This window comes from Plantactinospora sp. CNZ321, from assembly GCF_004217235.1.
The window spans coordinates 2,835,381-2,859,850 of sequence record NZ_SHKQ01000001.1 but is presented as its reverse complement, the minus strand read 5'-3'; the positions used below and the strand labels follow the sequence as shown (position 1 = coordinate 2,859,850).

Sequence of the window (24,470 nt, the reverse complement as noted above, 5' to 3'; positions counted from 1 at the left end):
GTGCCCGCGGTCCAGCCCGCCCGGACGGCTCCGGAGCAGCCAGCACGCATCCCGGCAACCGACCCGGGTCCGCCGTCGACGGGCGGCGGTGGCCGGCTGCGCTCGGCGATCGGCTGGTCGTACGTGCTCACCGCCGGCCGGATCGGCTCGTCGATCCTGGTCACCTTCCTGCTGGCCCGGCTGCTCGGCCCGAGCGAGTTCGGCCTGGTGGCGATGGCCACCGTCTACATCACGGTGGCGCAGACGCTGATCCAGCAGGGGCTGGTCTCCGCGATCGTGCAGCGGGACAGACTCACGCCGGAGCACCTGGACGGCGCGTTCGTGGTGCTGATACTGGCCGGGGTGGTGATCGGTGGGCTCGCCGCCGCGGTGAGTCCGCTGTGGGCGCTGGCCAACCGGGCTCCGGAGCTGACCGCGATCTGCGTCGCACTCTCCCCGCTGGTGCTGTTGCAGGGGCTGTCGATCGTGCCCGAGGCGGTGTTGCGCCGGGAACTGCGGTTCCGGGCGGTCGCCATCCGTACCCTGCTCGCCTCGCTGCTCAGCGGCGCCGCCGGGGTGGTGCTGGCGCTGGCCGGCGCGGGCATCTGGGCCCTGGTGGCGCAGCAGTTGGTGAACGCGGCGGTCGGCCTGGTGGTGCTCTGGTGGGTCTGCCCGTGGCGGCCGAGCCGCCGGCCCCGGCTGGCCGGCATCCGGGACCTGCTGGTCTTCTCCGCCCACTCGGCCAACGCCGGGCTGGGCCTGATGCTCAGCTCCAAGGCCGACGTCCTCTTCACCGGGCTGTTCTTCGGGCCGGTGGCGACCGGGATCTACCGGTTGGCGGCCCGGCTGCCGGACATGCTGGTCGACGTCACGGTCCGGTCGCTCCAGCAGGTGGCGCTGCCGTCACTGTCCCGGCTACAGCGGGACCGGGCGGCGCTGGCCGCGCAGCTCAACCAGCTCCAGCACCTCGGTGCGCTGGCCGGGCTGCCGGTGCTCGGCATACTCGCGGCGGCGGCGCATCCGCTGGTCACGCTCCTGGGTCCGCAGTGGGCCGGCACCGAGGTGCCGCTGCGGCTACTCTGCCTCTTCGGCGCCGTCAACGTGTACGGGGTACTGCTCGGCCCGGCACTCCAGGCGATCGGCCAGCCGGGCAAGCTCGCCGCGATCCTCTGGACCCGGGGCGTGCTCGGGGTGGCGACGCTGGCCGCCGTCGGCACCCTCTTCACCGGGTACGGCGACGTGGCCGAGGCGACGGCGGTGGCACTGGCCGGGGTCGGCATGCAGGTCGTGGTGACCGCCCTGGCGGTCTGGGTCACCGTGCGCCGGGCCGCGGGGGCGTCGGTCGCGGCGTTCCTCGCCCCGACGGTGCCGGCGATCCTGGCCGCGGCGGCCGCCGTCCTGGTGCCGCTGGCGGCGGCCCGGGCCGGTCTGGAGGCCGGGCCGGTGGTCGAGTTGCTGGTGCTGGGCGGGGCGGCCGGGCTGGTCGCCGGCGTACTGCTCTGGGCCACCGACGCCCGGCTACGCCGGCTGGTGCTGACCCGACTCCCCCGCCGCCGGGCCGCCGGAAGCGGCGCCACCGGCACCGGCGCCGGATCCTGAGCACCGTCGGACAGCAGGCTGCTCGCACCAGCTCTGCGCGAACGCCGCCAGCACGGCTCGACGCTCGGACTCGGGCAGGACTCCGGCGAACGGTGAGTTCTGCCGCAACTCGACATCGTCAGGGCGCGTCGAGGTCAAGACCGTCAAGACTGACTCCACCCCGGCGTCGAGGACTGCGCTCCAGCGTTCGAGCCACTTCGCCGCCATCCCGTCCGGGTGTACCGAACGTAGCCGTTCGAGGTTCGCCGCCGCCTTCGCCAACACTCCGTCGGGGTCGCTGACCAGACGTCCCGCGACCGCGCGGTGCAGCCACAGCGCCTTGAGTTGATCACGGGTCAACCGGTCCCCGCCCGGTCTGCCACGAGCCGTCGGTTCGCCGATCGCGATCAGGCCGGTGGCGTAGGGCGAAAGAATACGACAGACATTTGCGCGCACGCAGCATCATCCTTTCGCCGAGGATTGTTGATCAGCGCGGCGACCCAGTCGAGAACTGTTTGGACGGTCACCTCTCGAAGGCCATCTTGTAGCGTGTGACGCGTGAATGGCAAGCGAACTATCGGGAGAAACCACCCATCGTCTATTGACTTACCTATGGTCAACAGATAGACGTTTCATCGGAGGCGGCAGGATGTTGCAGAATCGAACGCGGGGAGTGATCAAATGACCGAGGACATGGGTTCGACCGTGCCACGCCGCCAGCTCGGCCGAACGCTCAAGCAGCTCCGCACCGAGGCCGGGGTGACCCTTGACGCGGCGGCCGAGGCCCTGGAGTGCAGCCGGCAGACTCCGGTTCTTCTATGACGCGATGGTGCCGGGCATGCTCCAGACCAGGGACTACGCACTGGCGGTCTACCAGCACCGGTCAACAATGAGCGATGAGGAGCGAGACAGGCTGGTCGAGGTTCGGCTGCAACGACAGTCGCTACTGACCCGACGGTTGCCGTCTGCGCCCGGGCTCGAACTGATCATTCACGAGGCGGCTTTGCTGCGGATCGTGGGCAGCCGCCAGACGATGGCTGGCCAGCTTCGCCATCTGCTGGATGTAGGTGCTCGACCCAACGTCTCGATCCGGGTGCTACCGCTGGCAGCCGGGCTGCACTACGGCGCCGTCGCCGGCACGTTCGTCATGCTCAACTTCCCACCCGGCAACCGGAACACTCCGGAGCCGCCCATCGTCTATTGCGAGTCGCTGACCGGGGCGCTCTATCTCGACCGGCCAAGCGAACTGGCAGCCTACGAAACCGTCTGGGCCGGGCTGACCGCACTCGCCTTGGATGAGGGACAATCGAGGCACATGATCGAGAAAATCGTTGGGGAGGTCCATCATGGTTGACGTGACCGGCGCCCAGTGGCGCAAGAGCACTCGCAGTGGGGACAACGGTGGCGAATGCGTCGAGGTCGCCGACAACCTGGCCGACGTCGTCGCCGTACGCGATACCAAGGACCGGACCGGGCCGGTCCTCGCCTTCGCGCCGTACGCCTGGTCCGCCTTCGTCGCCGGAGTCAAGACCGCCAGCATCGCCCGCTGACCGACCCCTCCAGCCGGTGGCACCCTTCGCCCACCCCCGACGTCGTGGCAGGACTGACGTCACCGGCGGAGTCGACTACGGCACCTGCAGCGCGTTACACGACACCCGACGGAGCTCCGAGCAGGGAACTCGGGCCGTCCCCGGGACCGAGGCCGGTGGGGTGAAGATGATCGCCCTGCCGTTCGCCAGCACCAGTTGGTTCACCGAGTACTGGGCCGCGTCGGTGCCGGTGGGGTTCTCGATGCCGATGGTTGCCGAGTTGCCCAGCTCCCGTCCGGCGTTCAACGCGGTGTAGTTGAAGACGATCTGGCCCCATTCGGAGAGCACCACCTGGAAGCTGATCCGGGCGGAAGGCGCGCCGGAGAGTCCCACGTCCTTCCACTCGACCACGAACTGCCGGTCCGGCGCGGCGCCGAGTACGGCGGTCCGGACCCGGGACTCCGGGTGCATCACCAGGTCGTCCCAGAACGGGTAGAGCGCGGCGTTCGGTGTCGTGGCGTGCGGCAGCGCCCGGTTCGCCGGCCAGGAGCCGCGTGGATCCACGAAGGACAGTACACCGTTGACGTCCACCCACGCCCTGGAGTGGTTCTGCCCGTAGTACGGGAACGGGAACGGCAGCGCCACGGACGCGGTGTCGTTGTCCCCGGCCAACGGCAGCTCGCCGGGGCCGGCCGGCAGGTACGCCCGGCCGGGCTGCGTCGTACACGTGTAGCCGAAGCCGTCCGCGCAGCTACCCGGTGCGCCGTCGTAGCTGGCGGTGTAGCTCGCCGTGGTGGCGGCCGGCGCCGTGATCACGTGGGTCGCGGCGCCCCCGTCCGCCCAGCTCTGGAAGGTGTACGTCGCCGGCCCGAGCCGCTGCGGTCCGGGCGCGCTGACCGTGTTGGTCGAGCCGACGATCACCTGTACGGCGTTCGGGGTGGTGAGGCTCCGCCCGTTGAGGTTGACCCGCAGCCCGGCGGGGCGGGTGGCGAGCTTGAGCTGCACGGTCCTCGGGTCCAGCCGCAGCGTGGTGCTGCCGGTCAGCCCACCGCTGTCGGTGGCGGTCAGCGTCAGCTCCAGATAGGACGGGTACTCGTGGTCCGGGGCGAGGAACGTGCCGGTGGCCACCCCGGTCACCTCGCGGACCGGATGGCTGTGGCAGTTCTCCGGCGTGCTGCAGTGCATGTTGACAAGCGTCCAACGCAGCGCCGAGGCCGGCAGCCGGCCCTGCTCCGGATCGGTGGCCCCGCCGCTGAACGTGACCGTCTGGCCGGTCGCCCAGCGCAGCGCCGCGGTCGGTTGGTCGATCACCGGCACCGGGGCGCTGGTGCCGACCCTGACCTGTACCGTCGCGGTGTCGCTGAGCCCGGCGAAGTCGACCACCCGCAGCCGGGCGGTGTAGGTGCCGACCGAGGGGTACCGGTGGGTCGCGTTCAGCCCGGTCGCGTCCACGGTGCCGTCGCCGGTGAAGTCCCACTGGTATTCCAGGATGTCGCCCGGGTCCGGGTCGGTCGAACCGACGGCGTCGAAGGAAACCGTCAGCGGGGCCCGTCCGCTGGTCGGGGTCGCCTCGGCGACGGCGTGCGGCGGACGGTTGCCGGTGCTGTGGTGGAACCGGCGCACGGTGCCGCCGAGCAGGTCGACGTAGTAGAGGTCGTTCTCCGGGCCGATCCGCAGGTCCACCACGCCGGGCGCGATCGCGAACGGCACGATCCGGCCCGGGTCGGGCAGCCCGTCGGCGCCGCTCCGCATCGCCCAGACGCAGCCCCGGGAGTAGTCGGCGAAGAAGAGCGCCCCGGCGTACGCCGCCGGGTAGCCGCCGCCGCTGGTCGGGTAGAAGGCCACTCCGGCCGGGGAGGAGCCGCCGGTCCGGCAGCCGTCGCCGACCGCGACCTGCTGGCTGTGCTGGTAGGTGTAGTAGGGCGGGATGACCGTGCCGGCGGGCTGGGTGTAGAGGGTCTCGCAGAGCGACAGGTTCGCCGCGTTGTAGCCACCCTGCGGGGCGTTTCCCTCGTAGCACGGCCAGCCGTAGTTGCGGACCGGCCCGACCGCCGGGTCGACCACCCGATTGAGCTCCTCCCAGGTACGCCAGCCGACGTCGCCGAGCCAGATCTCGTTGCTGCCCGGCCGGAACGTCCAGCGGTACGGGTTGCGCAGCCCGTACGCGACGATGCGCCGGTTGTTCGGGTCGCTGCTCGCCGCCAGTGGGTTGTCCGGCAGCGCCGCCCCGGTGGAGGGCGAGATCCGGATCAGCGTGCCGGAGAGCCCCGTCGGGTCGGCCGGGGTACGGATGTCCTGGGAGCGCAGGGCACCGCCCTCGGCGCCCGGGGGCGTCATCGCGGCACCGGCCGGGCCGGGCGGGTCGCCGCACGGGTTCGACGGGGTACCCGCCTGCCCGTAGTCGGTGAAGGTCGCCGACGCCCCGTCGCCGCCGGCCACGTAGAGCGCGCCGTCCGGGCCGAACGCGAGGTCGCCGATCGAGTGGCTCTCGATCTGGTGGCACCAGTCGTGCAGCAGCACCTGCTCGGCGCCGGTCGACACGTCACCGCTGGCCCGGAGCCGGGAGACCCGGGCGCTGGCCCGGCAGGTCCCGATCACCCGGCAGGTGTCGTGGTAGGTCGGTGCGCTGCCGCCGGCCACGCCGTCGTAGGTGTAGCTGAGGTAGACGTACGGGTCGGTGGGGAAGTTCGGGGCCAGGGCCAGGCCGATCAGGCCGAGGTCCTCGTAGTCGTAGACCTTTGGGCGCAGATCGGCGAAGACGGTGGCGGTGTTGTCCGCCAGGCTGTCGAAGACCTTGACGATGCCGCTCTTCTCCGCGACGAAGACCCGGCCGTCCGGCGCGAAGACCAGCTTGGTGGGGCGGGTCAGGCCGGTGTGGACCACCTGCTGGGTGAAGCCGGCCGGGAGCGCCGCCGCGGGTGCGGGTCCGGACGGAGGCAGCCCGACCACGACCGGTACACCCAGCCCGAGTGCCAGGCTCAGTGCCCAGAATCGCCGTACCGCACCGGACATGGCGGCCCTCCCTCCACGGCGCCGCCGAAGGGATCGACGACCGCGCGCTCCAGGATCACCCTCCGTAGCGGGATCGACTGTCGCGAGCTTGACCAGGGCGGTTAGCTGACTGAACATTCCTTAACGGTCGATCGGCTTCCCTGGTCAGCCGTTTGCACGGCGGCTACCCGTAATAGCGGCCCGGAATCGGCGAGCGGCGGCGCTCGCCCCTGACGGCTGCCGGCGGTTGCGTTCCGTCCGGGCGGAAGACCACGGAGGTGTCGTTCGTCAGGACCGGCTGGTTAACCGAGTACGACAGCGCGACCGTACCGGTCCCGTTCTCGATGCCGACCGTCGCCGAGTCGCCCCGCTCCCGCCCGCTGGTGTTCAGGTCCCGGTAGTTGAAGACGATCTCACCGTCCTCCGCGATCACCACCTCGAAGCTGATCCGGGCCGAGGTGGAGCCGTACATGCCGCTGTTGCGCCACTCCACCACGAACCGGCGGTCCGGCGCGGTACCCGTCACCGCGGTCCGGACGCTGGAGTCCGCCCGGACCCAGAGGTCGTCCCAGAACGGGTAGAGCACCGCGTTCGGCGCCGCGGCCGCCGGCAGCGCCGTGTTGGTCGGCTGCGACCCGCCCGGGTCGGTGAAGGAGACGAACCCGTTCGAGGAGACCCATGCGGTGCTGTGCCGCTGTCCGAAGAACGGCACCGCGAACGGCAGCGCCACCTGGGTCACCGCGTCGTCGCCGGCCAGCGACAACACGGTGGTCTCCGCCGCGCGCCAGGGCCGGCCGGTCTCGGTGCGGCAGGTGTAACCGGGCACGGCGCCGCAGCCGACCGCACCGGCGTACGTCGCCGTGTAGGTGGCCGCCGTCGCCGGTGCGGTCACGACGTGGGTCGCCGCCCCGTTGTCGGACCAGCCGGTGAAGGAGTACGCCGTGCCACCGGCCGTCTGCGGGCTCGGCGCGCTGATCGTGTTGGTCGAGCCGACGATCACGGTACGGGTGAACGGGGTCATCCCGGTGATCGCGCCGACCGTCAGTTGGAGCCCGGGCGGGTTGCTGGCGAGGGTGAGGTCGACGGTCCGGGGATCGAGCCGGCGTACCACCGTGTTCGACAGGCCCTGCCCGTCGGTGGCGGTCAACTCCAACTCCAGGTAGGACGGGTACTCGTGGTCCGGCGCGACGAAGGAGCCGGACGCCACCCCGGCCCACTCCTGGAGGTGGTGGGTGTGGCAGTTGCCGACCGACTCGCAGTGCTCCATCCGCAGCCGCCAGTGCAGCGCGGAGGCCGGCAGGGTGCCCTGCTGCGGGTCGGTGCCCCGACCGGCGAAGCTCAGTGTGTCGCCGACCTGCCAGGTGGTGCCGACCGTCGGGCTGTCCAGCAGGGCGGTCGGGGCGGCGTTGCCGGGCTGGATCTCCACGGTGCTGCTCGCCGAGGCGCCGAGGGTGTCGGTGACGGTCAGCGTCGCGGTGTGGCTGCCGGCGGTCGGATAGCGGAAGGTGGCGGTCGGTGTGGTGGCGTCGACCGTACCGTCGCTGGTGAAGTCCCACCGGTAGCTGAGCCGGCCGGCGTCGGCCGGGTCCGGGTCGGTCGAGGCGGTGCCGTCGAAGGTCACGTCGAGCGGGGTGGGGCCGCTGGTCGGGGTCGCGTGGATCACCGCGGTTGGCGGCTGGTTGCCCGGGAAGTACCGGATCCGGCGTACGGTGCCGCCGGTCAGGTCGGCGTAGTAGAGCTCACCGCCCGGGCCGATCGCCAGGTCGGCCGGGCCGGCGGCGGCCTGGCCGAACGCCTGGATGTTGGTCGGGTCGGGCAGCCCGCCGGGAGTGCTCGGGCGCATCGCCCAGATGCAGCCGCGCGAGTAGTCGGCGAAGAAGAGCGCCCCCGCGTACGCCGCCGGGTAGCTGCCGCCGCTGCCCGGATAGAACGCGAGCCCGGAGACGGCGTCCCCGCCGGAACCGCAGTTCTCCCCCGGCACCACTGCCGAGGCGTGGTTGTAGGTGTAGTACGGCGCGGTCTGCCCGGCCCCGCTGTACAGCGTCTCGCAGAGGTTCAGGTTGGCATTGTCGTAGCTGGCCATCCGGGCGGCGCCCTCGTAGCAGGGCCAGCCGAAGTTGGTGACCCGCGCCGTCGGGTCGACGATCCGGTCGATCTCCTCCCAGGTACGCCAGCCGACGTCGCCGAGCCAGATCTCGTTGGTACCCGGGCGGATGGTGAACCGGAACGGGTTACGGGTGCCGTGCCCGACGATCCGCCGGGTGTTCGGGTCGGCGGCGCCGATCGCCGGGTTGCCCGGCGCCGCCGCACCGGTCGCCGGGTCGAGCCGCAGCACCGCGCCGTCCAGGCCGGTCGGGTCGGCGCCGCTGCGGACGTCCTGGGCACGCAGCGCCCCGCCCTCGGCGGTCGGCGGCCGCATGGTGCCGCCGGGCGGATCGCCGCACGGGTTGGCCGGGTTGCCCAACTGACCGTAGTCGGTGGCGCTGAAACTGGCCCCGTCGCCGGCCGTGGCATAGAGCATGCCGTCGGCACCGAACCGCAGGTCCCCGACGGAGTGGCTGGGGTACTGCTGGCACCAGTCGGAGATCAGCACCTGCTCGGCACCGGTCATCACGTCGCCGCTGGCCCGCAGCCGGGAGAGCCGGCCGGTGACCACGCAGCGGCCGTCGTTGGCGTCGCCGCAGGTGTCGTTCCACACCGGAGCGGTCTGTCCGGGGGGCGCGTCGTAGGTGTAGAGCACGTAGACCCACGGGTTCGCCGGGAAGTCGGCCGGCAGGGCCAGCCCGAGCAGGCCGCGGTCCCACTGGTTGTGCACGTTGGTGGAGAGGTCGGCGAAGACGGTCGGGGTGGTGTCGGCGAGGTCCTCGTAGACCTTGATCCGGCCGCCCTTCTCGGCGACGAAGATCCGCCCGTCCGGGGCGAACTCGATGTTCGTCGGCTGGAGCAGCCCGCTGAACACCACCTGCTCCTGGAACCCGGTCGGCAGCGTCACCGCCGCCGCCGCGGTTCCGCGCAGCGGCGTCAGGACGCTCGCCAGCAGTGCCAATACCAGTCCCAGGCGCAAGCCCTGCCGCAACCGCATGACGCAACGTCCTCCCCACCCGGCGAGCGACAGTTCCGACCGACTCTGAACCGCGCTCACCTTTGCCGGCACAGAGTAGTTTCCGGCGCCACACCCGCCACCCGGCTGCGTCTAATCGCGAATCAGGACGAAGATCATTGAAACCCCGCTTCCCCGACGATTCGCGTCCGATGCCGCCGAACTGCTGCTGACCAGCTCCTGAACTGGTGTTTCATCCCCGGTACGCGGATGAGCGAGTGAAGGAACAATCGTACGATCGGTCGTGACCTTGTAAGTAACTCGACACATCCGCCAATCCACGGTCCTTGCCCGGACCGGGCCGGTAGAGCAATGTCTTGGTAGGCACCGGGCGGGTGGCGGGACAGTCCGGGAGCAGGCTCATTTCGGGTCGCGGCGAATTCGCATACACCGCGACCTTCCATCGAAAACGTCGTCCGAGCTGCGCGGATGGGAGTTAGAGATGGCTGATCAACGCCCCCACGTGGTCATCGTGGTGGTAAATCTGCCAGCCGAGCGGGACCGTCGGGTGATCCGGGAGTGCCAGGCGCTGGAGGCGGCCGGCTACCGGGCGTCGGTGATCTGCCCACGGGGACCGCGACGGCTCACGGTGCTACCCGGCACCACCGCCACCAGGATCCACTCGTTCCCCCAACCACTGGCGGGCAAGGGAGTGCTCTCCTTCGCCGCCGAGTTCGCCTGGGCGCTGATCGCCGTCGCCACCCGGCTGCTCGGGCTGATGCTGCGGACCCGGGTCGACGCCGTCCAGGCGTGCAACCCGCCGGACGTCTTCTGGCTGGTCGGGCTCCTGATGCGGGCCCTCGGGCGCCCCTTCGTCTTCGACCACCACGACCTGAGCCCGGAACTCTACGAGTGCAAGGCGGGCCAACCCCGGCCGAGCGTGCTGTGGATGCTCCGACTCTTCGAACGGCTCTCCTGGCGTACCGCCACCGCCGTGGTCGCCACCAACGAGTCGTTCCGGGAACTGGCGCTGCGCCGGGGCGGCTGCCCGCCGGAGAAGGTGGTGGTGGTGCGCAACGGGCCGGCGCTGGCGGAGGTGCGACACGGCGACGGCCCGACGACCGACGATCACCGGCAGAAGATCGTCTACGTCGGCGTGATCAACCCGCAGGACAACGTCGAGGCCACCGTGCTGGCCGCCGAGCGGCTGGCCGGGCTGCGCGGCACCGACGACTGGGAACTGGTGGTCGCCGGGGACGGCGAGAGCATGCCGGAGCTGCGCCGGCTGGCCACCGAGCGCGGGGTGGACGACATCGTGCGGTTCACCGGCTGGCTGGAGGCCGACGAGGTCGACGCGCTGCTCTGCTCCGCCTCGGTCGCCATCCAGCCGGACCGGCCGAGCCGGATGGCGCAGATGTACACGATGGCCAAGACGGTGGAGTACGTCGCCCGGGGCGTACCGGTGGTCGCGGTCGACATGTTGGAGACCCGACGTACCGCCGAGGCGGCCGCGAGCTACGTGGAGACCGGCAGCCCGGACGAATTCGCCAAGGCCATCGACCAGCTTCTCAGCGACGAACGCGCCCGAGCCGCGATGAGTGCCACCGGAAGGCAGCGGTTCGTCGATGAACTCGCCTGGGACCACCAGGTGAAGTCGTACATCCGACTGTGGGATCGATTGCTCCGCGGGTCACCCAGCGACTACAACGAGGTTTCACACGGTAACGGGGCCGATGCCGCGCGTCTGCCGATCTGACCACCCGCACGCACTTCCGCGCCTTTCGAAAGGGCCGCCCGATGGACCTTCTCGACCTGCTGAAGCTCATGTTTCGGCGGTGGTACGTCTCGGCTCCGATCGTCGTCGTGACGCTCGGCGCGGCACTCGCGTTCGGACTGGCGATCCAGCCCGAGTACAAGACCGAGGTCGCGATCCTGCTCGTGCCACCGACCACCGCGACGGCGGCCCCGGCCCCGGACGCGACACCCCGGCCGGGCAACCCGTGGCTGCGCATCGGTGAGAACGCGATGGCCCAGGCCGTGCAGATCTCCACCTCGGCGCACGACGCCCGGACCAGGATCGCGGCCGCCGGTGGCGACCCCGACTACGAGGTCGGACTGGTGAACCGCAGCTCGATCCTGACCGTGGCGGTGACGGCGGCGAGCCACGACAGCGCACGGAAGACCGTCGAGGCGGTGACCCGGCTGATCCACGACGAGGTCGCCGGGCAGCAGGCGCCGTACCAGCCCAACCCGGGCGAGCAGATCACCACCGAGGTGCTGGATCCCGGGCTGAACATCGTGCAGTCCCGCTCCAACGTGCTGCGGGCACAGGTCGTGATCACCGCGATCGGCCTCCTGCTGGCCGCCGTCGGTGCCGTGGTCTGCGACGCGGTGGCCCGGCGCCGGGCGAGCGCCCGGCTCGGCCAGCGCCGGGATGCGCGTACCCCGGTGGCCTGGAACGCCGGCCAGGCGGTCGTCAGCCCGCCGCGACCGGCGCCGGTCTCGCCGGCTCCGGTGACCCGGGCCGCGCCGCTCGCCCCCGGTCCCGGCCGCGAGCCGACCCAGTCCCTCTCCCGGCGCGCCGCGCCCGACCCCGACGACCGGACCCCGGCGCATCCGGTCGACGACCGCCGCCCCAGCTCACCGACCGCGCCCGGCGGCGAGGAGACGGTCCTGCTCACCGCCCCTGCCCGGCACGTCGTGGACGATCCGAACCGATGATCCGCGGGAAGCCCACGAGCGCCGGCTGACGGCGCACGGACGAGACGAGCGACGTGCCGACCTACTTATCCGCGCGGCGGTCCGACACCGTGTACGACGGCATCACCCCCGCCGTACACCACTTCCCGGACGCCACCGCAGCGGTGATCGCGTCGGTCATGCTCGCCTACCTGCTTCCCTTCCGGCTGGTCTTCCCGCCGCTGAGCGACCTGGGCAAGCCGGGACTGATGGTCGGGTTCGGCCTGCTGGTCTGGTGGGCGCTGAGCCGGCTGCACCCCAGCCTGGTCACCCGGGGCCAGCAGCCGATGCGCTGGGCGATCGCGATCTACCTGGTCACCCTCTTCCTCTCCTACGTCGCCGGGCAGGGCCGCGGGATGCCGGTGCTGGAGGCGAACGGCGCCGAGCGGACCCTGCTGATGGCGCTCGCCGGGGCCGGGATCCTGCTCGCGGTCGCCGACGGGGTGCTGACCCGGGAGCGCGTCGACAAGGTGCTGCGCTGGTTCTGCTGGGGTGCCACCTTCATGGCGCTCGTCGCGCTGGTGCAGTTCGTGACCCGGATCGACCTGACCACGTACCTGAAGCTGCCGCCGCTGCTCACCTTCCACAAGGAGGTGGTCGGGTTCCGCGATCGGGGCGGCGACGGGCTGGTCCGGGTCGCCGGCACCGCCGGGCACTACATCGAGTTCAGCGTGCTGATGGTGATCGGCCTGGTGGTGGCGATCCACTTCGCCCGGTTCTCGTCGACCCGGCGGGACCGGCAGATCTACGGCGCGCTGGCGATGCTCCAGGCCGCCGTCATCCCGATCTCGCTCTCCCGCACCGGCGTACTCGCCCTCGGCGCCGCGATCCTGCTCTTCGTCCTGGTCTGGCCGCTGCGTACCACCTTCAACGTGCTGGTGGTCGGCGCCTTCCTGACCGCCCTGATCCAGGTCGCCCGGCCCGGCCTGCTGGCCGCGATCAAGTCCCTGCTGCTCGCCGGGGAGAGCGATCCCAGCGTGCAGGCCCGGGTGGAGGACTACGACTACGTGACCCCGTTCATCCAGGAACGGCCCTGGCTGGGACGGGGGGTCGGCACCTTCCTGCCGGAGCTCTACCAACTGCTGGACAACCAGTGGCTGACCACCCTGGTGCAGGGCGGCATCATCGGGGTGGTCGGGCTCGCCGTCTTCTTCCTCTCCGGAGTGGTGGTCGCCGGCCGGGTACGCCGGTTCGCCCGTACCGAACGGGACCGCGACCTGGCCGCGGTGCTGGCGGTGGCGATCGGGGTGGCCGGCGTGTCCGGGTTCACCTTTGACTCGATGTACTTCACGACGTTCTTCATCACGGTGCACGTACTGCTCGGCCTGACCGGGGCGATGTGGCGGCTGACCAGGGCGGAACGCACCAACCGGATCGAGTCGGGCCGTCCGGGCCGGCAGCCCGACGGGGCCGGACCGGTGCCGGCGACGACGCAGGCATGACGGAGCGGGGCGTGAGCCGCGGCCAGCTCCGGGAACCCGAGCGGAGGCAGGCGATCGGATGACCGGCGACGGTGGGATCGACATCCTCATGATCACGTACGACCGGCCGGAGTACGTCCGGCTGTCGCTGCCGCACCTGCTCGACACCTGCCCGGCGGACGCCCGGGTGTGGCTCTGGCACAACGGCACCGACCGGCCGACCCTGGAGGCGGTCGAGGAACTCCGGCACCACCCCCGGGTGCACCGCTTCCGGTGCAGCCCGGTCAACGCCGGGCTGACCGAGCCCACCAACTGGCTCTGGGCCGGGGCGACCGGCTCGTACCTGAGCAAGGTGGACGACGACTGCCTGCCCGATCCCGACTGGCTGACCGTCCTGCGCAGGGCGCACCGGGACGTGCCGGGGTTCGGCGTGATCGGCACCTGGCGCTTCCCACCGGAGGACGTCGACGAGGCGCTGGTGGCGACGAAGCTGGCCGATTATCCGAACGGGCACCGACTGTTCCGCAACCACTGGGTGCAGGGCAGCGGCTATCTGATGAAGCGCGAGACGCTGGACCAGGTCGGCCCGCTGGCCGGCGGCGAGACCTTCACCGCCTGGTGCCTGCGGGCCGCCCGGCTCGGCTGGCTGAACGGCTGGTACCACCCGTTCCTGCCCGAGGACCACATGGACGATCCGCGCAGCCCACACACCATCTACCGCACCGACGCCGACTTTCTGGCCCGCCGGCCGCTGTCGGCCCGGCGTACCGGGGTGACGACGGTGGCCGAGTGGACGCAGCAGATGCGCCACTCGGCCCGGGTGGTCCAGGCCGCCCCGCTCGACCTGCGGGAATACCAGGGCTGGCGGCTGCGCCGACGCAACGCCACCCGGAGGATCCGCCTCGCGCTGACCGGGCGGGCGCCGTGGTGACCACGGTGGTCGTGGCCGCACACGACGAGGCGGCGGTGCTCGGCCGGAACCTACGGACCCTGCTCGCCGACGCCGAGCCGGGCGAGTTCGAGGTGGTCGTGGTGGCGAACGGCTGCACCGACGCCACGGCGGCGGTGGCCCGCTCGGTGCCCGGGGTCGTGGTGCGGGAGCTGCCCGAGCCGGGCAAGCCGGCCGCGCTGAACGCCGGGGACGAGGCGGTGCACGGCTTCCCCCGGATCTACCTCGACGCCGACATCGCACTCGACACCGCCGGGGCCCGCGCGTTGGCCGCGGCGGTCGCCGTACCGGGGACCCTGGCCGCCGCGCCGCGCCGCCGGCTGGACACCGTCGGGCGGCCCCTGCTGGTACGCGCCTACTACGCGATCAACGGACGGCATCCGGCGTACCGGAACGCGCTCTTCGGCCGGGGTGCGATCGCGCTGTCGGCGGCCGGCTGGGCCCGGTTCGACCGCTTTCCCGACGTGGTCGCGGACGACCTCTTCCTGGACGGACAGTTCACCGAGGCGGAGAAGCGGGAGGTCGCCGGGGTGGCGACCGTGGTGGCCACCCCGCGGCGCACCGCCGACCTGCTGCGCCGGCTCGGCCGGGTCCGGGCCGGCAACGCCAGCCTGCGCGCCGCCGACGGCCGGGTACGCCGGGCCCGCCGTACCTCCTGGCTGGTCGACGTGGTGCTGCCCCGGCCGTGGCTGCTGCCGGCCGGTCTCTGCTACGTCGGGTTGACCGTGCTGGCCGCGGTGGCGGCCCGGCGCCCGGCGGTCCGGAACGGGTGGGGGCGCGACGAGTCCAGCCGGAGCCCTTCGGCGGCCGGCGGCGTCACCGGAGCGGCACCGTGACGCCGGCGGTGAGCGTCGTCGTGGTCTCCTACCAGACCCGCGAGTTGATCCTGACCGCGCTCGCCACGCTGCGCACCGCCTGCCCGGATGAGCCGTACGAGGTGCTCGTGGTCGACAACGCCTCGACGGACGGGTCGGCGGCGGCGGTCGCGGCGGCCTTCCCGGAGGCCCGGGTGGTCCGGCTGGCCCGCAACGTCGGCTTCGGCCGGGCGGTCAACGTCGGCGCGTCCCGGGCCCGGGGCGACTGGCTGCTGCTGCTGAACCCGGACACCGAACCGGTCGGCAACCTCATCGGGGAGCTGCTGGCGTTCACCCGGGCCCGGCCCGGACACGGCATCTACGTAGGCCGCACCCTCGGGGCGGACGGCAGCGACGACGGCCACTCGGTCTTCGGCCCGCCCTCGCTCTGGACGCTGACCTGCTTCGCCACCGGACTGTCGAAGCTGTTCCCCCGGTCCCGGCTCTTCAACCGGGAGGCGCTGCCCTGGCTGGACCGCTCCGCGCCGGTCCGGGTGCCGGCCGCCTCCGGCTGCCTGCTGCTGGTCCGGCGGTCCCTCTTCGACCAGTTGGGCGGCTTCACCCCGGACTACTTCATGTACTGCGAGGATCTCGACCTATGCCTGCGGGCGGCCGAGATCGGCGCCCGCCCGGTGCTGGTACCGGCGGCCCGGGTGCTGCACGTCGGCGGGGCCGCCTCGACCAGCGCGGGCAAGCGGGTGATGCTGCTGCGCGGCCAGGTCACCTTCCAGCGGCTGCGCTGGTCGCCCGCCCGGGCGGCGCTGGGCCGGACGCTGCTGCGGATCGGCATCGCCGCCCGGGCGACCGCGGCCCGGCTGACCGGTCGGGCCGGCTACTGGCGCGAGGTGTGGCGGCAGCGCCGGACCTGGCTGACCGGTTGGCCATCGGCGGCCGGCCTGCCCCCGGTCGAGGTCACCGAACCGGTACCACCCGCGCCGCGCGGCACTCCCGACACCGACGGCTGAGCCCGCTCGGACACGGCTCGATCCGCCCAGGCAGCAACGCGGAGAGCCCGCTCAGCCCCACTGCTCGTCCGGCGTCGGCAGGTCGGCGAAGGCCGCCACCGTCCGGTCGGCGTACGCGCTGGCGTCACCGGTCTCCATCGGCCCGTCCCACCGCGACGGCAGCGGTACCGGTACCGCCGGGTTCACCCGCCGGACCACCTCGTCGAGGACGGTCTCGGCGTCGCCGACCCAGAGGTGCTTGGCTCCCGGCACGCCGATCACCTCGGCCTGGGGCACGACCGCGAAGCGTCGACGGGCCTCCTCCGGGCGCAGGTAGTCGTCGAACTCCGGGACCAGCGCGGTCAGCGGCTTGCCGGCCCTCGCCCACTGCGCCAGGTCGGCGTCGGTGCTGCTGCGCAGCGGCGGAGAGAGCAGGATCGCACCGGCGATCACCGGGTCGCAGCCGTGCCGCAGGGTCAGGTCGGTCCCGAACGACCAGCCCAGCAACCAGATCTCCGGCAGGTCGGCGAACTCGGCGTACTCGATCGCGGCCGCGACGTCGTACCGCTCGGCGTCACCGCCGTCGAAGGTCCCCTCACTGGTGCCGCGTACGCTGCTGGTGCCCCGGGTGTTGAAACGCAGTACCGCGAGGTCGGCCAGGGCCGGCAGCCGCCAGGCGGCCTTACGGAACACGTGACTGTCCATCATCCCGCCGTGCGTGGGGAGCGGGTGCAGGCAGACCAGGGTGGCGACCGGCTCGCGGTCGGCGGGGAGGGCCAGCTCGCCGACCAGCCGCAGGCCGTCGGCGGTGTGCAGCTCGATCTCCTCCCGGCGGGCGGGCAGGATGCTTGCGGCGCGGATGGCTGTACTCACAGGGATCAGTCTTACCCGCTCCGGCGGTACCGGGCACCGAACCCGGGACAGCGTGACGAAGATCCCTCGGATCGGGCGCCGGTCACCCGTACCGGGGGGCGCTGCGCGAGCGTTCCACACCCGGGCCGCGCCGGTCCCGGGCGCGCCAGCAGCCGGTGTGCCAGTGCCGCCGGTCGGTGAGGTCGCCCTGCCCGTCGGCCGGCCAGGCCACCAGGTGGGCCACCCCGGGTCGGATCTCCTGGACGCAGCCGGGACAGCGGTACGTCTTGGTCGCCGCGCTGCCAGGGATGTTGCGTACCTGCCACTCGCCGTCCCGCCAGGTCTGCACCGAGCCGACCCCGCGCTCCAGCCGGGTGCGGTCCAGCGGCGGGGTCTCCGCTGGCCGTGGGCGGTTCCGACGCGGGCTCACGTCTTCCAGGGTACGCAGCCTGCCGTCGAACCGATCAAGGCGACCGAGGGCGCGGCCGATCGCACCCATCTGACAGGAAGTAACTGTCAGATCACGGTCGGCAATCGTAATGGCTTCGCAAAATGGGGTTAACCTTCCTGAACATCCTCTCGGCGGTCAATCCGGAACTTCGGCACGAGGAGGGCGTCATGTGGGGCAGGCGCATCGGCACGTCGATCGTGTTGGCAACGGTGGCCGTGGCCGGCGGCACCGCACCGGCCGCCCGGGCGGCCGCGCCAGGTGAGCCGATCCTGGCGGACTTCAACAACGACGGCGTCCAGGACCGGGCGGTCCTGGGAGCCATCCATCCCAACCTCTGCTCGCTGGTCATCCAGCACGGCTCCGCACCCGGGGTCTACCTGCCGCCGATCGCGCACACCTACGAACGGCCCGGCGGCCCCATCGGCACCGACTGCCCGGACATCGGCACCGCCTTCGACGCCGACGACGACCAGTTCAAGGAGCTCTGGCTCGCCTGGAGCGTCGCCGTGCCGCCCGGTCTCAGCTACAACCGGCTCGTCATCGACCACAACTTCCGGTCGATCACCACGTACACCTCGCCGCAGGCCACCCCGCGCCATCTCGGCACCGCCGACTTCGGCGGCGACGGCGTCGCCTCGCCCTGGAGCATCGGCCCGGGCGGCTACTACACCAGCCAGGTGATCGACGGCGTCGTCAGCCCCGGCCTCGCGAACTGGTGCTCGACGGACACGCCGACGGTCCAGCACGCCGACCTGAACCTGGACCAGCGGATGGACAGCATCGTGGCGTACACCGACGCCTGCGCGGACGGCAGCAGCGGCGTGGTGGTACTGCTGGCCACCGGCGAGGTCCAACAACTCCAGCTCGACCCCACCGGTGCACAGAGCTGGCGGACGCAGGTCAGCGAGATGAGCGGAGACCGCCTCGCCGACATCAGAACCCAGAACCTGAGCACCGGGACGGTCGAGTACTACTTCGGCAGCGAAACCGGCACCCTGGTCAGGGGCCCCGACGCGAACACCGACCGCGTCGGGTTGACCAGCGTGAAGCCGCTGGCGATCGACGTACTGGCCAACGACTACGCGGCCCTGCAGACCCGGGTCGTGGTCACGGTCCCGCCGAGGTACGGCACCACGCAGGTGCTGACCGACCGGCGGGTCCTCTACCGGCCGCACCCGCAGCACGGGCGTACCGACCGGTTCACCTATCAGCTCCAGCGGCATGACCGGAGAAGCACCGCGGTGGTCACCGTCATCTTCCCGCCGGACGAGCCCCGCTGAGCCGCTTTCACCGTCGATCCCGCCCGACCGGACCGGTCGGGTCAGCCCGGTGCGCTGCGTGGCCCGGACGTCAGCGCCCGGCCCGTCCGCGACGACATGCCGCAAGCCCGCTGTCAGATCACGGTCAGCATCGGTCAATACCACCAGAATCGGTCTAGCGTCCCAAATGTGGGTTGGTCCGAAGGACCCGCTAAAGCACTACATAGGGGGAGCACTATGTGGAGCAGACGCCCAGGTGCGGCGATCGCCGTGCTCGCGGTCGGCGACCCGGGCGTTGCGGAGGCCACTCCCGACCGCCCAGCCGCCGTGGTGAACCCCGGTCGCCGCCACCGGGCGGGCGAGCCGGACGGACACGCCCCGGCCAGCGTCCACTGCCGCATCCCAAACCGCGCCGGCGCGCACACTTCGAGGTAGCTGGGAGGCGCCATGTGGCGCAGACGTACCGCCATGTCGTTGGTAATCGGGATCATGATCGCGATCGGCGGCGTCGCCGGATCGGCCCCGGCGCCGGTCTGGGCCGCCGGCCGCGGCGACCAGGTTCTCGGCGACGTCAACGGGGACGGCTTCACCGACCGGGTCACGCTGGGCCTGGTGCGGCCCGACCTCTGCTCGGTGATCGTGGAGTACGGCACCGCCTCCGGCGAGTACCGGCTGCCGGTGGCCTTCGTCTACCTCCGGCCCGGCGGCACCGGCATGGGCACCCGCTGTCCCGAGCTGGGCGTCGCCGTCGACCTGGACGCGGACCGGACCGAGGAACTGGTGGTGGCCTGGTATCCGGGCCCGCCACCGACCGTGCCGTACAACCTGATGGTGCTGGACACCTCGTTCCAGCCGTCGTTCGGGCTCGTCTCGGCGATCTTCGCGCCGTACTACCTCGGCACCGCCGACTTCAACGGGGACGGGCGGGAGGACGTGTACTCGGTCACCGACCAGGGCCAGGGCATCGAGACGTACCTGAACCTGGGCAACGGAACACTGACCCAGGGACCGGCGGGCTGGTGCGCGCGTCCGCTCGATTACGAGCTGACGGACTTCGACCTCGACGGTGCGACCGACATGGTCAACAGCTACACCGAGCGCTGCATGTCGCCGACGCCGATCAGCGGGGTCGCGGTGGTGCTCGACGACGGCACGCCCCAGGAGCTCCAGCGCGACCCGATCGGCGTGGAGACCTGGATCACCCGGGTGGTCGACGCCAACGGCGACCAGATACCGGACATCCGCACCGAGTCCCGGCTCACCGGTGTGGTCGAACACTTCATCGGTATCGCGGGCGGCCGGTTCGTCCGGGCGCCGAAGGCGAACACCGACTCCGTCACGCTCACCGGCACCAAGGCCGTGACGATCTACGTGCTCGACAACGACCAGGCGACCAGCCAGGTGCGGGTCACCATCACGAATCCGCCCCGGTACGGCACCGCCCGGGTGATCAGCGGTGGCCGGATCATCTACACACCTCGGGCGAACCACGGCGTTACCGACCGGTTCACGTACCAACTCACCGAGGACGACCGACGGAGCAGCGCGGTGGTGTACCTGCGGTTCACCGGATAGCTCGGCTCCCGACGGGTCCGCGAACCTGAGGAGGGCCGCCATGAGGAGCAGGCGGATCGCCACTGCCACCACGCTGGTAACCGCCGCGACAGCCGTCTGGGCGGGTGCGGGATCACCGGACGCCACCGCCGGCGGCCCGGGAGAGGCCATCGTCGCCGACGTGAACGGAGACGGCCGGCCGGACCGGGTGGTGCTCGGTCTCGCCGTCGGGCCCACCGGGACCCGCTGCCACCTGGCGGTCAGCCTGGGGCTGCCCGGAGGTGACTTCGGCACGCCGCAGACGTACGTGTTCCTGACCCTGCCGGCGGACGAGCCGAACTGTCCGGACATGGAGGTAGGGCTCGACCTCGACGCCGACCCGGCGGCCGAGCTCGCGCTGACCTGGTCCGCCGGCCCGCCGACGACGGTCGACAACACACTGCTGGTGCTGGACGACTTCGCGGTCTCGGCCGGTTTCGACACCATCTTCCAGCCCAGCTTCATCGGCACGGCCGACTTCGACGGGGACGGCCGACAGGACGTCTACGAGTGGACCGACCAGGGCGAGGGCTTCGCCACCTACCTCGCCACCGGACTCGGAACCCTGGTGCCGGGCCCGGTACGGCACTGTTCCGGTCCGCTCACCCACCGGCTCGCCGACTTCGACCGCGACGACGCGATGGACGTGGTGATCGCGTACATCGAGGGTTGCGCCGACTATTTCAGCGGCGTGGTGGTGGTCCGGGACGACAGCAGCCAACTCCACCTGCACACCGACGTGGAGGGCTTCGCGAGCTGGACGGTGGAGACCGGCGACGCCAACAGCGACGGCCTGGTCGACGTGATCACACACAACGAGCTGACCGACGAGACGACGACCTTCATCGGTCTCGGCAACGGCGACTTCGTCAGATCGCCCGTCGCGATCCGGGACTACCCGACGGTCCCCGGAAACAAGGCGACCGGCATCCGGGTGGTCGCCAACGACTACGCCAGCAACCGGGCCAAGGTCAGTATCTGGACGCCGCCCCGGTACGGCACGGTGAAGGTCACCACCGACGGGACCGTCATCTACACCCCGAACCCGGTACACGGCCGGAGTGACAGGTTCGTCTACCGGCTCAGCGAGGACGGCAGGACCAGCAACGCCACGGTCAGCCTCAAGATCATCGACTGAGCCGCCGGAACACCCTCCGAAGCGGGGCGCCGAGTCAGACCGCGAGGTGGATCGCCACGCCACGCCCGAAGTCGAGCCCCGGCTACCCCGAATCGACCCTTTCAAACGGAATGTCGGGTTGCTGTCAGCACATGAGTGATAACGATGAGTGCAACTAGTCTCCACATGGGAACCAGTCCGCCTCCTCGGCGGCTGGCCAGCCGCCGAGGAGGCGCTCATGTGGGGTCGACGCACCGCCATCGTCGCCGTCGTGGCGGCCACCACCGTCATCGGCCTGGCCGTTGGACCGGCCCGGGCCGGCTGGCAGGACGAACCGATCATCGCGGACGTGAACGGCGACGGCCGCCCGGACCGCAACATCCTCGGCGTGGTGACCGGCACGTCGAGTTGCGCGGTCCGGGTCGAACTCGGCCTCGCCGCCGGCGGCTACGGGCCGGCACACTCCTATCCGTTCCTGCCGTCGGCGGAGTACTGCCCGGACATGGGGGTGGGGCTCAACCTCGACGGCGACGCCGCGGACGAACTCGCGGTCACCTGGTTCGCCGGCCCACCGCCGTCGGTCAGCGGCACCCTGCTGGTGCTGGACAACTTCGCGGTCTCGGCCGGTTTCGACACCATCGACCAGCCCAGCTACATCGGCACGGCCGACTTCAACGGCGACGGCCGGCAGGACGTCTACGAATGGACCGACCAGGGCGAGGGCTTCACCACCTACCTCAACACCGGCACCGGAAGGCTGGTCCCCGGCCCGGTCCGGTACTGCTCCGGCCGGCCGCAGTTCCACCTCGCCGACTTCGACGCCGACGGGGCGATGGACGTGACGATCGCCTACGCCGAGGGGTGCGGTGCCTACTTCACCGGTGTCGTGGTGGTGCTCGACAACGGCACGGTGGTGAACCTGCACGGCGACGCCGACGGTGACGACCTCTGGACGGTGGCGGTGGCGGACGTGAACGGCGACGGCACCCTCGACGTGGTCACCACCAGCGACATGACCGGGGTGCAGAGCGCCTTCATCGGCACCGGCACCGGCACCTTCGTCCCGGCCCCGACGGCGATCCGGGACAATCCACGGGTCAGCGCGGCACGGGCGACCGGGATCGAGGTACTCGCCAACGACTTCGTCACCGGCCGCACCCGGCTCACCATCGTCACTCCGCCGGCACACGGGACCGTGCAGGTCACCACCGCCCGGACGGTCATCTACCGGCCGTACCCGCAGCAGCGGGCCACCTCCGACCGGTTCGTCTACCGGCTCACGGACTTCGGCCGGACCAGCAACGCCGCCGTCAGCCTCCGGTTCATCCGCTGACCAGCCGCCGCGATCATCCGCTGACGGGCCCGCGGCTCAGCCGGTGACGCCTCGGCCGGCGGCCTCCTCGCGGAACCGCCGGCCGGCGGTGACCAACTGCTCCAGCAGGGGCGCCGGGGCGAGCCCCGGTTCCCGGGATTCCCGGTACAGCGACCGCTGGACCCGCAGCGCCAGCTCCGGGCCGATCGTGTCGAGCATCTCGAACGGCCCAGACGGATAGCCGCAGCCGAGCGTCATCGCGTGATCGATGTCGTCCACCGTCGCGTACGACGCCTCCAGCATCCGCACCGCGTCGTTCAGGTACGGGAAGAGCAGCGCCCGCACCACGAAGCCGGCCCGGTCCCCGCAGACCACTCCGGTCCGGCCCAGCGCGGCGCAGACCGCCCGGGCGGTGGCGACCGCCTCCGGCGAGGAGCGGACGGTCCGCACGATCTCCACCACCGCCCCGGCCCGGGTCGGGGCGGGCAGGTGCAGCCCGACCACCTGGGCCGGGCGCCGGGCGGCCATCGCGATGTCGATCACCGGCAGCGTTCCGGTGGTGGTGGCGAGCAGGGTCTCCGGCTTGCATACCTCGGCCAGCTCGGCGAAGAGGTCCCGCTTGACCGACAGCTCCTCGGCCACCGCCTCCACCACCAGGTCGACGTCGGCCAGCCCGGCCAGCCCGCCGGTCTGCCCGGCGTCCCGGGACACCACCACCACGTCGTAGCCGGCCTCGCCGAAGAGATCGCCGAGCCCGGTGACGGCGTCACCCGTACCGACCACGCCGACGCTGCGCACCGGTCGGGCGCCGTCCAGCGGCGCTGCCGCCGAGGTCTGCCCGTCGGGCACCACGATGGCCGAACCGGGCCGCTCGTACCGGTAGAAACCCTGGCCGGACTTGCGGCCGAGCTGTCCCGCCGTGACCATCTGGCGCAGCAGCGGCACCGGGGCGTGCCGGCGGTCCCGGCCGCCCCGCCGGTACATGGTGTCCAGGATCTCGTACGCCGTGTCCAGCCCGATCAGGTCGAGCAGCGCCAGCGGCCCCATCGGCAGCCCGCAGCCGAGTCGCATCGCGTCGTCGATCTCCTCGCGGCCGGCGTACCGCGACTCGACCATCGCGACCGCCTGGTTGAGGTAGCCGAAGAGCAGGGCGTTGGCGATGAACCCGGCCCGGTCGCCGATGGTCACGCCGACCTTGCCCAGCCGGGCGCAGAGCGCCTGCACCGCCTCGACCACCCCGGTCGAGGTGGTCACGGTCCGGACCACCTCGACCAGCTTCATCACCGGCGCGGGGTTGAAGAAGTGCATCCCGACCACCCGGTCCGGCCGGCCGGAGGCGGCGGCGATCTCGGTGACGCTCAGCGAGGAGGTGTTGCTGGCCAGGATCGCGGCCGGCCGGCAGATCCGGTCCAGGTCGGCGAAGAGTCGCCGCTTGAGGTCGAGCCGCTCGGGCACCGCCTCGACCACCAGGTCCACCTCGGCCAGCGCGGGCAGGCCGACGGCGAAGGTGATCCGGCCGCGCAGCGCGTCCCGGTCGGCGGCGCTCAGCCGCCCCCGCTGCACCGCCCGGTCGGTGGAGTGGACGAGGGTGTCCCGGCCGCGTTCGAGGGCCTCGGCGGTGATCTCGACGGCGATCACCCGGAGACCGCCGCGGGCGAAGACCTCCGCGATTCCGGCGCCCATCGTGCCGAGCCCGACGACCCCGACGGTACGAATGGTGCTGTCGGCACCCGTTGTCTCGCCTGCCACCCCTGGCCTCCGCTCCGTCCCGGGCGGCCGGCGCGGCGGCCGCCAGGTCATCTCCGGCGAGTCTGCCACGGGCCACCCGGTCGCCTCGGACCGGTGCCGCCCTCGCTACCTCG

The 24,470-nt window shown here is 71.7% G+C and carries 19 protein-coding genes; 14 read left to right on the top strand and 5 right to left on the bottom strand.

Going from position 1 to position 24,470, the window contains the following annotated elements; translation table 11 throughout:
- From EV371_RS12795 to EV371_RS12785, 4 genes are all read left to right on the top strand, one after another.
- Entirely contained in the window at positions 1-1,578 is a 1,578-nt protein-coding gene (locus EV371_RS12795; RefSeq protein ID WP_165436671.1) for a lipopolysaccharide biosynthesis protein, read from the top strand.
- 660 nt (positions 1,579-2,238) lie between these two features.
- On the top strand, positions 2,239-2,379 hold the full coding sequence (locus EV371_RS34265; RefSeq protein ID WP_486484588.1) for a helix-turn-helix domain-containing protein: 141 nt from the start codon (positions 2,239-2,241) through the stop codon (positions 2,377-2,379).
- A 16-nt stretch (positions 2,380-2,395) separates the two neighbouring features.
- Positions 2,396-2,911, top strand: coding sequence for a DUF5753 domain-containing protein (locus tag EV371_RS12790; protein ID WP_486484587.1), 516 nt, complete (start codon positions 2,396-2,398; stop codon positions 2,909-2,911).
- Positions 2,904-3,107: a DUF397 domain-containing protein gene (locus EV371_RS12785; RefSeq protein ID WP_130462238.1), complete on the top strand. Its 204-nt coding sequence runs from the start codon at positions 2,904-2,906 to the stop codon at positions 3,105-3,107. Before EV371_RS12790 ends, EV371_RS12785 begins: the two co-directional genes overlap by 8 nt.
- A gap of 75 nt (positions 3,108-3,182) precedes the next feature.
- On the opposite strand, the gene EV371_RS12780 is transcribed toward EV371_RS12785, so the two are convergent.
- Complete coding sequence (locus EV371_RS12780) at positions 3,183-6,098, bottom strand: PQQ-dependent sugar dehydrogenase (RefSeq protein WP_130462237.1); 2,916 nt, start codon at positions 6,096-6,098, stop codon at positions 3,183-3,185.
- 163 nt (positions 6,099-6,261) lie between these two features.
- Positions 6,262-9,159, bottom strand: a complete 2,898-nt coding sequence (locus EV371_RS12775) for a PQQ-dependent sugar dehydrogenase (RefSeq protein ID WP_130462236.1) — start codon at positions 9,157-9,159, stop codon at positions 6,262-6,264.
- 460 nt (positions 9,160-9,619) lie between these two features.
- On the opposite strand from EV371_RS12775, the gene EV371_RS12770 reads away from it, so the two are divergent.
- From EV371_RS12770 to EV371_RS12745, 6 genes are read left to right on the top strand one after another with little or no spacing between them, the layout of a single operon-like run.
- Complete coding sequence (locus tag EV371_RS12770; protein ID WP_130462235.1) at positions 9,620-10,873, top strand: glycosyltransferase family 4 protein; 1,254 nt, start codon at positions 9,620-9,622, stop codon at positions 10,871-10,873.
- A gap of 41 nt (positions 10,874-10,914) precedes the next feature.
- Complete coding sequence (locus EV371_RS12765; protein WP_130462234.1) at positions 10,915-11,838, top strand: hypothetical protein; 924 nt, start codon at positions 10,915-10,917, stop codon at positions 11,836-11,838.
- Between the two features lie 53 nt (positions 11,839-11,891).
- Positions 11,892-13,298, top strand: a complete 1,407-nt coding sequence (locus EV371_RS12760; RefSeq protein WP_130462233.1) for an O-antigen ligase family protein — start codon at positions 11,892-11,894, stop codon at positions 13,296-13,298.
- Between the two features lie 58 nt (positions 13,299-13,356).
- A complete protein-coding gene (locus EV371_RS12755) occupies positions 13,357-14,208 on the top strand; it encodes a glycosyltransferase (protein WP_130462232.1) in 852 nt (283 codons plus the stop codon).
- Positions 14,205-15,062 (top strand): glycosyltransferase family 2 protein, encoded by an 858-nt coding sequence (locus EV371_RS12750; RefSeq protein WP_130462231.1) that lies wholly within the window; start codon positions 14,205-14,207, stop codon positions 15,060-15,062. Before EV371_RS12755 ends, EV371_RS12750 begins: the two co-directional genes overlap by 4 nt.
- An 8-nt stretch (positions 15,063-15,070) precedes the next feature.
- Positions 15,071-16,045 carry a glycosyltransferase family 2 protein gene (locus EV371_RS12745; protein WP_165436670.1) on the top strand — a complete coding sequence of 325 codons (975 nt, stop codon included), beginning with the start codon at positions 15,071-15,073 and terminating at the stop codon, positions 16,043-16,045.
- A gap of 51 nt (positions 16,046-16,096) precedes the next feature.
- Here EV371_RS12745 and EV371_RS12740 read toward each other — a convergent pair whose 3' ends face one another.
- Positions 16,097-16,897 (bottom strand): alpha/beta hydrolase family protein, encoded by an 801-nt coding sequence (locus EV371_RS12740; RefSeq protein ID WP_130462229.1) that lies wholly within the window; start codon positions 16,895-16,897, stop codon positions 16,097-16,099.
- 82 nt (positions 16,898-16,979) lie between these two features.
- Complete coding sequence (locus tag EV371_RS12735) at positions 16,980-17,261, bottom strand: hypothetical protein (RefSeq protein ID WP_455419397.1); 282 nt, start codon at positions 17,259-17,261, stop codon at positions 16,980-16,982.
- Positions 17,262-17,428: 167 nt separating this feature from the next.
- Here EV371_RS12735 and EV371_RS12730 point away from each other — a divergent pair, with 167 nt between their 5' ends.
- From EV371_RS12730 to EV371_RS12715, 4 genes are all read left to right on the top strand, one after another.
- Complete coding sequence (locus tag EV371_RS12730; protein ID WP_130462227.1) at positions 17,429-18,607, top strand: Ig-like domain-containing protein; 1,179 nt, start codon at positions 17,429-17,431, stop codon at positions 18,605-18,607.
- Positions 18,608-19,054: 447 nt separating this feature from the next.
- Entirely contained in the window at positions 19,055-20,161 is a 1,107-nt protein-coding gene (locus tag EV371_RS12725; RefSeq protein WP_165436669.1) for an Ig-like domain-containing protein, read from the top strand.
- 40 nt (positions 20,162-20,201) lie between these two features.
- A complete protein-coding gene (locus tag EV371_RS12720) occupies positions 20,202-21,317 on the top strand; it encodes an FG-GAP-like repeat-containing protein (protein WP_130462225.1) in 1,116 nt (371 codons plus the stop codon).
- A 217-nt stretch (positions 21,318-21,534) separates the two neighbouring features.
- Complete coding sequence (locus tag EV371_RS12715) at positions 21,535-22,629, top strand: FG-GAP-like repeat-containing protein (protein ID WP_130462224.1); 1,095 nt, start codon at positions 21,535-21,537, stop codon at positions 22,627-22,629.
- Positions 22,630-22,665: 36 nt separating this feature from the next.
- On the opposite strand, the gene EV371_RS12710 is transcribed toward EV371_RS12715, so the two are convergent.
- Positions 22,666-24,357 (bottom strand): 3-hydroxyacyl-CoA dehydrogenase family protein, encoded by a 1,692-nt coding sequence (locus EV371_RS12710; protein WP_486484586.1) that lies wholly within the window; start codon positions 24,355-24,357, stop codon positions 22,666-22,668.
- Positions 24,358-24,470 lie beyond the last annotated feature (113 nt).

Excerpts from the sequence above, each read along its gene's own strand:
- EV371_RS34265 (WP_486484588.1), top strand. The coding sequence starts at position 2,239 with ATGACCGAGGACATGGGTTCGACCGTGCCACGCCGCCAGCTCGGCCGA.
- EV371_RS12790 (WP_486484587.1), top strand. The coding sequence starts at position 2,396 with ATGCTCCAGACCAGGGACTACGCACTGGCGGTCTACCAGCACCGGTCA.
- EV371_RS12785 (WP_130462238.1), top strand. The coding sequence starts at position 2,904 with ATGGTTGACGTGACCGGCGCCCAGTGGCGCAAGAGCACTCGCAGTGGG.
- EV371_RS12780 (WP_130462237.1), bottom strand. The coding sequence starts at position 6,098 with ATGTCCGGTGCGGTACGGCGATTCTGGGCACTGAGCCTGGCACTCGGG.
- EV371_RS12775 (WP_130462236.1), bottom strand. The coding sequence starts at position 9,159 with ATGCGGTTGCGGCAGGGCTTGCGCCTGGGACTGGTATTGGCACTGCTG.
- EV371_RS12770 (WP_130462235.1), top strand. The coding sequence starts at position 9,620 with ATGGCTGATCAACGCCCCCACGTGGTCATCGTGGTGGTAAATCTGCCA.
- EV371_RS12765 (WP_130462234.1), top strand. The coding sequence starts at position 10,915 with ATGGACCTTCTCGACCTGCTGAAGCTCATGTTTCGGCGGTGGTACGTC.
- EV371_RS12755 (WP_130462232.1), top strand. The coding sequence starts at position 13,357 with ATGACCGGCGACGGTGGGATCGACATCCTCATGATCACGTACGACCGG.
- EV371_RS12730 (WP_130462227.1), top strand. The coding sequence starts at position 17,429 with ATGGGGTTAACCTTCCTGAACATCCTCTCGGCGGTCAATCCGGAACTT.
- EV371_RS12725 (WP_165436669.1), top strand. The coding sequence starts at position 19,055 with ATGTCGTTGGTAATCGGGATCATGATCGCGATCGGCGGCGTCGCCGGA.
- EV371_RS12720 (WP_130462225.1), top strand. The coding sequence starts at position 20,202 with ATGAGGAGCAGGCGGATCGCCACTGCCACCACGCTGGTAACCGCCGCG.
- EV371_RS12715 (WP_130462224.1), top strand. The coding sequence starts at position 21,535 with ATGTGGGGTCGACGCACCGCCATCGTCGCCGTCGTGGCGGCCACCACC.